This window comes from Micromonospora sp. S4605, assembly GCF_003176715.1.
Classification (GTDB): Bacteria; Actinomycetota; Actinomycetes; order Mycobacteriales; family Micromonosporaceae; genus Micromonospora; species Micromonospora echinaurantiaca.
In genome coordinates this window covers 1-10,230 of the sequence record NZ_QGSW01000246.1, presented here as the reverse complement: position 1 = coordinate 10,230, position 10,230 = coordinate 1, and the positions used below count along the sequence as shown (strand labels likewise).

The window sequence follows — 10,230 nt, the reverse complement described above, 5'->3', positions numbered from 1 at the left end:
GACCACGCCGCCCCCGACCACGCCGCCGCCGACCACCGGCCTGCCGAAGCACATCCTCACCGGCTACTGGCACAACTTCGACAACCCCGCGGTCGAGCTCCGGCTGCGCGACGTGCCCGCCGAGTACGACCTGGTCGCGGTCGCCTTCGCCGAGGCCACCGCCACGCCCGGCGCGGTCACTTTCGCGGTCGACCCCGGGCTGTCGGCGGCGCTCGGCGGCTACACCGACGCCGACTTCTCCGCCGACGTGCGCACCCTGCAGAGCCGGGGCAAGAAGGTGATCATCTCGGTCGGCGGCGAGACCGGCCGGGTGGCGGTCAACGACGCGGCCTCCGCCGCCGCCTTCAGCGACTCGGTGTACGCGCTCATCCAGCGTTACGGCTTCGACGGGGTCGACATCGACCTGGAGAACGGGCTCAACCCGACCTACATGGCGCAGGCGCTGCGCTCGCTCCGATCGCGGGTCGGCGCCAACCTGATCATCGCGATGGCCCCGCAGACCATCGACATGCAGTCGCCCGGCACCAGCTATTTCAAGCTGGCGCTGGACATCAAGGACATCCTCACCGTGGTGAACACCCAGTTCTACAACTCCGGGGCGATGCTCGGCTGCGACAACAACGCCGCGTACGCCCAGGGCACCGTCAACTTCATCGTGGCGCTGGCCTGCATCCAGTTGGAGGCCGGGCTGCGCCCGGACCAGGTGGGCCTGGGCCTGCCGGCCGGACCGGGTGCGGCCGGCGGGGGCGTCGTCGCGCCGAGCGTGGTCAACGCCGCGCTGGACTGCCTGTCCCGGGGCACCAACTGCGGCAGCTTCCGCCCGCCGCGCACCTACCCCGGCCTGCGCGGCGCGATGACCTGGTCGGTCAACTGGGATGTCACCAACAACAACGCCTTTGCCCGTACCGTCGCTCCCCACCTCGACACGCTGCCCTGACGCTCGCTCGCGCGATCAGGCAATTGTGGTGTCCCGCGGCGGCCGGGTCTCCGGGCGCCGCGGGACACCGCGACCGCTGTCATCCTGCTGCCGGGCTGGCCGCAGCGGAGGGCCGTCCGCGTCGGTGGGCACCGCCTGCCGACCCGGTTCAGCGGGTGGCGTCGGCGTGCTGCGGGCGGCGGGAGCGGCGGCGCCGGGTCTTCTTCACCACCCACCAGGCGATCATGACCACGAAGACGGCGATGATGCCGTAGTCGAACCAGTTGCTGTACTTCTCCACCTGCTGCCAGCGGGAGCCGAGGGCGAAGCCGAGCCCGACGAAGAGCGAGTTCCAGATGCCGCTGCCCAGCGTGGTGAGCACGGCGAACTCGGTCAGCGGCATCCGGTTGGCCCCGGCGGGGATGGAGACCAGGCTGCGCACCACCGGCACCATCCGGCCGAAGAACACCGCCCACCGGCCGCGCCGCTCGAACCAGCGGTCCGCCTTCTCCAGGTCGTCCAGGTCGACCAGGGGGAGCCGGTCCAGCCAGCGCTTGAGCCGGTCCTCGCCGACCACCGCGCCCAGCCAGTACAGCACGAGCGCACCGAGCAGCGAGCCAGCGGTGGCGGCGAGCACCACCAGCACCACGTTGAACCGGCCCTCGCCGGCCAGGTAACCGGCCATCGCCAGGACGATCTCGCTCGGAATCGGCGGGATGATGCTCTCCAGCGCGACCAGCAGGGCCACCCCGAGCGCCCCGGCCGCATCGATGATCCCCGCCACCCAGCCGGTGAGCCCGCCGAGTCGGGTCGGGTCGACGTTCTCGGCGAGTGCCATGGGGATCCTTTCCGCCGGCCGGGAAGGGGATCTGACTCCTCTACCCGATGCCCCGGTGGTCACACCTCACCGTGACCGCGCCCACCGCCGCCAATTCATTCCGGGTGCAGCGCGGCGTCCGCCGGGCCGCGACGCCAGCCGGTGAACCGGACCCGCAGCCCGGCCCGGGTCGGCGCGCAGCAGTACGGCCCCGCCGTCGCCGCCGCCGCTGGCGCCAGCGGGGCGAGCCGGACCAGCCGCCACGGCTCCCCGCCCGCCCGGGCCCGGACGGTCAGCGCGTCCCCGGCCCGGCTCGCCCGGACGGTGATCTCCCGCCCGACCCACTCCGGCACCGGCGCCACCGACCAGTCGGAGAACTCCCGGGTGACCACCGCACCGACCTGCGGCTGGCCGTCGCTGACCTCCACCCCGGCCTTGACCCAGGTCCGCTCGTCGACCCGGACCAGCACGCCCGCCTGGTCGAACTGCTCGGTGTAGTCGAGCCGGAAGCTCACCTCGACCGCGCTGCCGGCCGGAAACGGGGCGAGCAGCGCCGGGGCGTCGTCGTGCACGAAGCCGTACGAGGTGTGCCGCCACAGGTCGCTGCCCTCGGCCGGCTCCACCAGCAGCTCGCCCGCCGGCCCGTCCTCGACCCGCAGTGGCTCGTTCCACCACCCACCCTCGGTCCAGTCGACCGTTCGCAGCGCGTCACCCATGCCGGTGACGCTACCGCCGGTGGCCGTCCGGGCGACGTCCCCGGATCGGACTCCGGCGGAGGGCTGGATGCGTGGCGGGAAGCACGTCGGCGACCGGCAGCGAGCCGGGCACGGCGGCGGAGGCCGGCCGCTGGGGGAGCGGTCGAGGGCGGCCGGCGGTGGGGGCTGTCGTCAGGTGGTGGGCCAGCGCCGCCCCGGCGAGGAGCGTCAGGACCCCGCACACGCCCAGCCACCCGAAATGGGCGTACGCGGGGGCTCCGAGCCAGGAGCCCAGAGCGCCCCCGAGATAGGCGCAGGTCATGTAGGCGGTGTTGAGCCGGCTACGGGCGTCCGAGCGCAGGGCGTAGATCCGCACCTGGTTGGCGACCATGCCGGACTGCATGCTGACATCGAGCAGCAACGTGCCCAGCACCAGGGCCGCCAGGCCCCCGACTCCGCCGAGCCCGCCGAACGCGAGGACGACGGCCGAGGCGATGACGCCGAGCATGCAGATCCGGTTGACCGCATCGGACCCCCGACGGTCGACCTGGCGTCCCGCCACCGGGGTGCTGAGCATCGTCGCCGCGTTGACCAGGGCGAGCATCCCGACCGCCGGGGCGCCGAGCCCGTACGCCGGGCCGGTCAGCAGCAGCGCGACAGTGGTCCAGACCGCGGAGAAGCCCGCGAAGATCGTCGCCTGGTAGAAGCAGGAGCGGCGCAGGTCGGGCTCGACGCGGAGCAGGCGCAGCGACTCGGCCAGCAGGGCCGGATAGCGGTGCCCCGACGGTGGTCGGGTGGTCGGCAGTACGCGGGCCATTGCCACCGCGATGAGCAGCACGGATGCCGCGGCCGTCAGGTAGGGGGCCCGCCACCCCCACCAGTCGCTGATGGTGCCCGCAACGGTACGGGACAGCAGCATGCCGCCGATCGAGCCGCTCAACAGCGTGCCGCTGACCATGCCGCGCTTGTCGTCGGCGGTCAGATTGGCCGCCAGCGGGCCGATGATCGGCGCGACGACGGTGGTGACCCCGACGAGGGCGCTCGCGCCGACCAGCGGCGGCAGGGCGGGTGCGGCGCTCGCGGCGAGCAGGGCAAGTCCGGTGATGCCGAGGAGGGTGAGGATCAGCGGGCGGTGCGGGATCCGGTCGCCCAGCGGCACCAGCAGGAAGACCCCGGCGGCGTAGCCGAATTGCGCCGCGGTCACCACCAGGGCGGCCGAGGCGGGGCTGACGTGCAGGCCGGCGGCGACCAGCGGGCTGATCGTCTGCGGAAAGTAGACGTTTCCGACGGCGATCCCGCAGGCGAGGGTGAGCAGCAACAGCAGCCGGCGGTTCATGACGGGGACGGGTGTCCGACCATCCACCACGTCAGTCCACCGGCCCGCCGGCCACGTAGATGACCTGCCCGGAGACGAACCCGGCCGCGGGGCTCACGAGGAACGACGCGGCGTGCGCGATGTCCTCCGGCTGGCCGACCCGGCCGACCGGGATGGTCTGCGCCACGATCCGCTGGTGCTCCTCGAACGTGCGGCCCCGCCGCTGCGCCGCCACCCGCGTCATGTCGCTCACCACGAAGCCCGGGCCGATGGCGTTGGCGGTCACGCCGTGCCGGCCGAGCCGCAGGGCGAGCGACTTGGTGAAGCCGATCAGGCCGGCCTTGGCGGCGGCGTAGTCCACCCGGCCGGAGTCGCCGAGCGCGGAGATGCTGGACATGTTGACGATCCGTCCCCAACCGGCCGCCATCATGTAGGGGGTCACGGCGCGGGTGAGGAAGAACGCCCCGCGCAGGCTGACGCCCGTGACCGCGTCCCACTGCTCGGTGCTCGTCTCCTCGACGCCGGCGTTCGGGCCCCCGATACCGGCGTTGTTGACCAGCACTGTCGGCGGCCCCAGTTCGGCGGCGATCCGGGCGACGGCCGCCGCCACGGCCGTCTCGTCGTTCACGTCCGCGGCGAAGGCCGCCGCCGTGCCGCCCGTACGGGTGATGGCCCGTACGGTGCCGGCGCAATCCTCCTCGTCGAGGTCGACCACCGCGACCCGGAAGCCGTCCCGTGCCAGCCGCGTGGCCACTCCGGCGCCGATGCCGCGCGCCGCTCCGGTCACGATGGCGGTGCGTTGCCGGTCGGCCTGGTCGATCATGTCGAGCTGTGTCATGCCGACAGTCCATGGCACCGGCCGACGGCGGGAAAGCGATGTAGCGTATTGCTTAATGATCAGCTTTGAACTCGGCGTCGAGGACCTCGCCAACACCCGCTTCGCGATCTCGCCGCTGCACGAGGCCGCGCTCAGTCTCCGGGTGCTCCGCGAGCCCGGCCTGTACGCGCTGCACCTGCCCTGGCGTCGAGCGGTTCTCGGCCGGCTCGCCAAGCCCGACGTCGACCTGCTGATCTCCCTGGTCGGGCCGGACCGTGGCATTCCCGACTTCCTCACCCCCCGGCCGGCCGAGTTCGCCGCCACCTTCGAACGGGAACTGGCCGCCGTGCGCCGGACGCCCGCGGACATCGTTCGCCGTGACCTGTGCGCCGTGTACCCGCGCGGCCGGCTACCGGCCGTCCTCCGGGACGCCACCGCGACGGACGCCGCCACCGTCCTGGCGCTCCGCGACACCATCTGCGACCGCCTCCAGCACTACTGGGACGTCGCGATCAGGCCGGCGTGGCCGCAGCTGCGACTCGTGTTGGAAGCCGACATGACCTACCGTGCCCGGCAACTGGCCGTGGGGGGCGCGCGGCTGCTCTTCGCCGACATGCACCCGAACCTGCGCTGGCACGACGGGGTCCTGCACATCGACAGGATGATCGGCCGGCACCGCGTCGTCGCGGCCGGTCGAGGGCTGCTGCTGGTGCCGTCCGTGTTCTCCCACAAGCCCGCCCCGCCGGTCAGCCCGCAGGAACCACCCCTGCTGGCGTACCCCTGCCGGGGAGTGGCGACGCTCTGGCAAGCGCCGCCAGCCGCCGACGCGACCGTGCTCACCTCGCTCCTCGGCGCACCCAGGGCGCGACTGCTCCACCTCCTCGCCGAGCCGCTGCCGACGGTGGAGATCGCCCGCCGGCTCGCGGTGACGCCCAGCGCCGTGTCGCAGCACCTGCAGGTCCTCCACGCGGCAGGGCTGCTCTCCCGGGCCCGCGACGGACGGCACGTCCTCTATCGACGTAGCCCGCTCGGCGACCAGTTGGCCGGCGACGGACCGGACGGCGGTGTTTGCCGGTAGCCGGGACCGGAGACATAAGCCAGGCATGGCTGACCGGTGGTATTCGGAGGCGGTCGTCTACTGCCTCGACATCGACACGTACGCGGACTCCGACGGCGACGGCGTCGGCGACATCCGGGGGCTGCTCGGCCGGCTGGACTACCTGGCCCGGCTCGGCGTGACCTGCCTGTGGCTGCACCCGATCCACCCGTCGCCCAACCGGGACGACGGCTACGACGCCACCGACTTCTACAACGTGGACCCCCGGTTCGGCACCCTCGGCGACTTCGCCGAGCTGCTGCACCAGGCGCAGAACCGCGGCATCCGGGTGATCATCGACCTGGTGGTGAACCACACCTCGGACCAGCACCCGTGGTTCCAGTCCGCCCGTTCCTCGCCGGACTCGCCGTACCGGGACTGGTACGTCTGGTCCGACCACGAGCCGGACGACCGCCACCAGGGCATGGTCTTCCCCGGCGAGCAGAACGAGACCTGGACCTACGACAAGACCGCCAAGGCCTGGTACTACCACCGGTTCTACAAGTTCCAGCCGGACCTCAACTTCGCCAACCCGCGGGTGCGCGAGGAGATCAAGAAGGTCATGTCGTTCTGGCTCCAGCTCGGTGTCTCCGGCTTCCGGATGGACGCGGTGCCGTTCATCATCGAGCTCACCGAGCCGGGCAACCCGAACTCGCCGAAGGACTTCGAGTTCCTCACCGAGCTGCGCCAGCACGTGCAGTGGCGCCGGGGCGACGCCGTCCTGCTGGCCGAGGCGAACGTCGAGCCCGACCAGTTGCCGACCTTCTTCGGCGACTCCGGCGGCTCGGCGAACCGGCTGCACATGCTCTTCGACTTCATGCTCAACGGCCGGCTGATGCTGGCCCTGGCCCGGCAGGACCCGGAGCCGATCATCGAGGCGTTGCGGGACACCCCGGCGCTGCCCGAGGGCGGGCAGTGGGCCACCTTCCTGCGCAACCACGACGAGATCGACCTGTCCCGGCTCACCGCCGAGCAGCGCAACCAGGTGTACGCCGAGTTCGGCCCGGACGAGAACATGCGCATCTACGACCGGGGCATCCGCCGCCGGCTCGCCCCGATGCTCGGCAACGACCGGCGCCGGATCGAGCTGGCGTACGCGCTGCAGTTCTCGCTGCGCGGCACCCCGGTGCTGCGCTACGGCGAGGAGATCGGCATGGGGGAGGACCTCTCGCTGCCCGGCCGGGAGGCGATCCGTACCCCGATGCAGTGGTCGTACCAGCCGAACGCCGGCTTCTCGACCGCCGACCCGGAGAAGCTGGTCCGCCCGGTGATCGACAAGGGCGACTACCGCTACGACCAGGTCAACGTGACCGCCCAGCGGAGCGACCCGAAGTCGCTGCTGGCCTGGTTCGAGCGCATGATCCGTACGCTCCGGGAGGCCCCGGAGGTCGGTTCCGGCTCGACCACCCACATCGACGTGCCGATGCCGCCCGGGGTGCTGGCGCACCGGGCCGACGGCCCGACCGGGACGATGGTCTTCCTGCACAACCTCGGCACCGTCGACGCGGAGGTGGACCTCGGCATGCTGGCCGCGGAGGCGGACCTGCCGATCGACGTGCTCGCCGACCGCAACTACCAGCCGGTGGGCAAGCTCGACCGGCTCAAGCTGGCCGGCTACGGCTACCGCTGGATCCGGCTGCGCCGCGGTCGGGGCCTCTGAGGGCGACCGGGCCCGGCCGAGCGGGCCGGGTTCGGCCGCGTACGCCTGGGTTAAGCTCCTTCGATCGAGCCCAAGTTACCGGGAGGTAATCATGTCGGAGGAGCCCCGCGTCGCCATCGTCACCGGAGCCGCGCGCGGTATCGGCGCGGCCACCGCGCGCCGGCTGGCCGCCGACGGAATGGCGGTCGCCGTGGTCGACATCGAGGAGTCGGCGACGAAGGAGACGGTCGACGCCATCGCCGCCGCCGGTGGTCGGGCGCTCGGCGTGGGCGCCGACGTGGCCGACCGGGCGCAGGTCGAGGCGGCCGTCGAGCGGGTCGCCGCCGAGTTGGGCGCGCCGACCGTGCTGGTCAACAACGCCGGCGTGCTCCGGGACAACCTGCTGTTCAAGATGACCGACGGCGACTGGGACACGGTCATGGGCGTGCACCTGCGCGGCGCGTTCCTGTTCAGCCAGGCCACCCAGAAGCACATGGTCGAGCGGAAGTGGGGCCGGATCGTCAACCTCTCCAGCACCTCGGCGCTGGGCAACCGGGGGCAGGCGAACTACTCCGCCGCCAAGGCCGGCCTGCAGGGCTTCACCAAGACCCTGGCCATCGAGCTGGGCCCGTTCGGGGTGACCGTCAACGCGGTCGCGCCGGGCTTCATCGTCACCGACATGACCGCGGCCACCGCGGCCCGGATGAAGGTGGACTTCGAGGCGCTCCAGCAGCACGCCGCCGCCGAGATCCCGGTCCGCCGCACCGGCCGACCGGAGGACGTCGCGCACACCATCTCGTTCCTGGCCAGCGAGGGCGCGTCCTTCGTCTCCGGCCAGGTCATCTACGTCGCCGGCGGCCCCAAGGACTGACGCTCCCGCACACGACGAATGGCCACGCTCTCCCGCGGAGCGTGGCCATCGGGTGTTCCTCGCGGGGTCAGGCGGCGTCGTGGCGGGTGCGCCAGAGCCAGAGCAGGCCGAGCACCGGGAGCACCAGCGGGATGTAGCCGTAGCCGCTGCCGAACTGCGACCAGACCGTCTCGTCCGGGAAGAGTTCCGGGTCGAGCAGGCTGAGCACGCCGACACCGACCACCCCGACCAGTTCCACCGAGCAGCAGGTCAGCGCCACCCGTCGGCCCCCGGCGCCGGCCCGGGCCAGCCCGACCGCCGCCACGATGTAGACCAGCGCGGCTAGCGCGGAGAGCAGGTACGCCACCGGCGCCTCGCCGAACTTCGTGGCGATCTGCAAGCCGGCCCGGCTGGTCGCGGCGATCGCGAAGAGCAGGTAGACCGCGATCAGCAGCCGGCCGGGGCCGGCGTTGGTGCGGTTCCGGCTCGCCGTGCGGGCCTCAGCCACCGAGCACCTCCCAGGTCTGCTGGAGCCGGACCACCACCACCGGCGTGACCAGGCAGACCGCGCAGACGATCGCCGACCCCCAGCGGGTCGGCTCCATCCGGGCCAGCACCCAGGCCAGCGGCGGCAGGCAGACCAGCGTCACCAGGTAGCCGGCGAAAGCGCCGGGCTCGCCCGGTCGGTCGCCGCCGCCGAGCGCGACCAGCGCCAGCACCGCCAGCGCCAGCAGCGCCACCTCCAGCACGGCCAGCCCGATCAGCTGTACGCGGTCCGGCGCGCGATGCCGCAGCGTCGCGACCAGCGCCCAGGCCGCGACGAGCAGCGACAGCACGATGGCGGCGGTGGAGAGGATCCCGTCCACCGGTGAGCCGGCCGCGGCGGCCGCGGTCATCGGTGGGTGCTCGATTCGGTCACCGGGACAGCCTACTAACCCGTGTAGTACTGGCTCTCGCCCCGGTCGCCCGTCCGACGCGGGTGTCGAGGGGGCGGGCGGTGGGCGCGGCGACTAGCGTGGATCAGGGCCGCGGGGCTCGCCGCGGCCGGCGACGACACCGGGGGTTCTCGTGCTGCGGTTCGGCTTGTTCGGCACCGGTCACTGGGCGGCGGAGACGCACGCCGCGGCGCTCGACGCACACCCGAAGGCCACCCTCGCCGGCGTCTGGGGGCGCAACCCGGGCAACGCCGCCGCCCTCGGGAGCCGCTACGGGGTGCCCACCTTCGACGACGTCGACGCGCTGATCGACGCCTGCGACGCGATCGCCGTCGCCCTCCCGCCGGACGTGCAGGCCGACATCGCGGCGCGGGCCGCCCGGGCCGGCCGGCACCTGCTGCTGGACAAGCCGCTCGCGCTCACCCTGGCCGACGCCGATCGGGTCGTCGAGGCCGCCCAGCAGTCCGGCGTCGCCTCGGTGGTGTTCTTCACCCAGCGCTACCACCCGAACGTCACCGCGTTCCTGGCCGCGACGGCGGCGGCCGGCGGCTGGCAGCACGCCCGGGCGACCATGTTCGCCTCGATCTACCAGCCCGGCAACCCGTACGGGGAGTCGCTGTGGCGGCGGGAGCACGGCGCGCTGTGGGACATCGGCCCGCACGCGCTGTCGATCCTGCTGCCGGTGCTCGGCCGGGTGGACCGGGTGGCGGCCGCCGACGGACCGAGCGGCATCGTGCACCTGCTGCTCACCCACGCGGGCGGGGCGACCAGCACGGTCTCGCTCACCCTGGAGGCGCCGGTCGAGGCGATGACCCGCGAGTTCGTCTTCTACGGCGAGAACGGCATCGAGACGCTGCCGCCCGGGCAGGGCAGCGCGGTGGAGGCGTACGGGGTGGCCATCGACCAGTTGCTGGAGGAGATCGAGGCGGGCACCCGGGACCACCGCTGCGACGTCCGGTTCGGCCGCGACGTGGTCGCCGTCCTCACCGCCGCCGAGACCTCCCGCCGCAACTCCTGCACCATCACCGTCCCCGCCTGACCCGTCCCGCCTGCCCCCACCCCTATCTGTTGATCATGAAGTTGTTGTCGGCCGCTCCGGCGGGTCGCGTGGACAACTTCATGATCAACGGGGTGGCGTGGGGTCGTGGGG

10 protein-coding genes and 1 pseudogene are annotated in these 10,230 nt (G+C 72.7%); 5 read left to right on the top strand and 6 right to left on the bottom strand.

Translation table 11 applies throughout. The features are described from left to right. Positions 1-937: chitinase (locus DLJ47_RS21700; RefSeq protein WP_109902182.1), on the top strand; the 937-nt coding region annotated here is incomplete at its 5' end. A gap of 148 nt (positions 938-1,085) precedes the next feature. Here the strand turns inward: DLJ47_RS21700 and DLJ47_RS21695 are convergent. From DLJ47_RS21695 to DLJ47_RS21680, 4 genes are all read right to left on the bottom strand, one after another. Then, on the bottom strand, positions 1,086-1,754 hold the full coding sequence (locus DLJ47_RS21695) for a DedA family protein (RefSeq protein WP_088992154.1): 669 nt from the start codon (positions 1,752-1,754) through the stop codon (positions 1,086-1,088). Positions 1,755-1,849: 95 nt separating this feature from the next. Continuing rightward, positions 1,850-2,449, bottom strand: coding sequence for a DUF1349 domain-containing protein (locus DLJ47_RS21690; protein ID WP_109902180.1), 600 nt, complete (start codon positions 2,447-2,449; stop codon positions 1,850-1,852). Positions 2,450-2,459: 10 nt separating this feature from the next. Then, complete coding sequence (locus tag DLJ47_RS21685; protein WP_109902178.1) at positions 2,460-3,764, bottom strand: MFS transporter; 1,305 nt, start codon at positions 3,762-3,764, stop codon at positions 2,460-2,462. 31 nt (positions 3,765-3,795) lie between these two features. After that, a complete protein-coding gene (locus DLJ47_RS21680) occupies positions 3,796-4,581 on the bottom strand; it encodes an SDR family NAD(P)-dependent oxidoreductase (RefSeq protein WP_109902176.1) in 786 nt (261 codons plus the stop codon). 55 nt (positions 4,582-4,636) lie between these two features. Between DLJ47_RS21680 and DLJ47_RS21675 the strand changes: the two genes are divergently transcribed. The 3 genes from DLJ47_RS21675 to fabG all read left to right on the top strand — a co-directional run bounded on the left by DLJ47_RS21675 (position 4,637) and on the right by fabG (position 8,166). Further along, the gene (locus tag DLJ47_RS21675) at positions 4,637-5,638 is read left to right on the top strand and encodes an ArsR/SmtB family transcription factor (RefSeq protein WP_109902174.1); all 1,002 of its coding nucleotides are present in this window, start codon (positions 4,637-4,639) and stop codon (positions 5,636-5,638) included. A gap of 25 nt (positions 5,639-5,663) precedes the next feature. Next, the gene (locus DLJ47_RS21670; RefSeq protein WP_109902172.1) at positions 5,664-7,316 is read left to right on the top strand and encodes an alpha-amylase family protein; all 1,653 of its coding nucleotides are present in this window, start codon (positions 5,664-5,666) and stop codon (positions 7,314-7,316) included. A gap of 91 nt (positions 7,317-7,407) precedes the next feature. After that, a complete protein-coding gene (gene fabG / locus DLJ47_RS21665) occupies positions 7,408-8,166 on the top strand; it encodes a 3-oxoacyl-ACP reductase FabG (RefSeq protein WP_109902170.1) in 759 nt (252 codons plus the stop codon). Here the strand turns inward: fabG and DLJ47_RS21660 are convergent. Together DLJ47_RS21660 and DLJ47_RS21655 are read right to left on the bottom strand one after the other, a co-directional pair. Continuing rightward, a pseudogene (locus DLJ47_RS21660) lies at positions 8,139-8,653 on the bottom strand (hypothetical protein). The gene fabG and the pseudogene DLJ47_RS21660 overlap by 28 nt on opposite strands. Continuing rightward, the gene (locus tag DLJ47_RS21655; protein WP_109902166.1) at positions 8,646-9,041 is read right to left on the bottom strand and encodes a hypothetical protein; all 396 of its coding nucleotides are present in this window, start codon (positions 9,039-9,041) and stop codon (positions 8,646-8,648) included. Before DLJ47_RS21655 ends, DLJ47_RS21660 begins: the two are co-directional and overlap by 8 nt. 172 nt (positions 9,042-9,213) lie before the next feature. Between DLJ47_RS21655 and DLJ47_RS21650 the strand changes: the two genes are divergently transcribed. After that, the gene (locus DLJ47_RS21650; RefSeq protein ID WP_199235948.1) at positions 9,214-10,119 is read left to right on the top strand and encodes a Gfo/Idh/MocA family protein; all 906 of its coding nucleotides are present in this window, start codon (positions 9,214-9,216) and stop codon (positions 10,117-10,119) included. Positions 10,120-10,230 lie beyond the last annotated feature (111 nt).

Bases quoted from the DNA above. Each gene is read 5' to 3' on its own strand.
- fabG (WP_109902170.1), top strand. From the start codon at position 7,408: ATGTCGGAGGAGCCCCGCGTCGCCATCGTCACCGGAGCCGCGCGCGGT.
- DLJ47_RS21670 (WP_109902172.1), top strand. From the start codon at position 5,664: ATGGCTGACCGGTGGTATTCGGAGGCGGTCGTCTACTGCCTCGACATC.
- DLJ47_RS21695 (WP_088992154.1), bottom strand. From the start codon at position 1,754: ATGGCACTCGCCGAGAACGTCGACCCGACCCGACTCGGCGGGCTCACC.
- DLJ47_RS21685 (WP_109902178.1), bottom strand. From the start codon at position 3,764: ATGAACCGCCGGCTGCTGTTGCTGCTCACCCTCGCCTGCGGGATCGCC.
- DLJ47_RS21690 (WP_109902180.1), bottom strand. From the start codon at position 2,449: ATGGGTGACGCGCTGCGAACGGTCGACTGGACCGAGGGTGGGTGGTGG.
- DLJ47_RS21680 (WP_109902176.1), bottom strand. From the start codon at position 4,581: ATGACACAGCTCGACATGATCGACCAGGCCGACCGGCAACGCACCGCC.
- DLJ47_RS21675 (WP_109902174.1), top strand. From the start codon at position 4,637: ATGATCAGCTTTGAACTCGGCGTCGAGGACCTCGCCAACACCCGCTTC.
- DLJ47_RS21655 (WP_109902166.1), bottom strand. From the start codon at position 9,041: ATGACCGCGGCCGCCGCGGCCGGCTCACCGGTGGACGGGATCCTCTCC.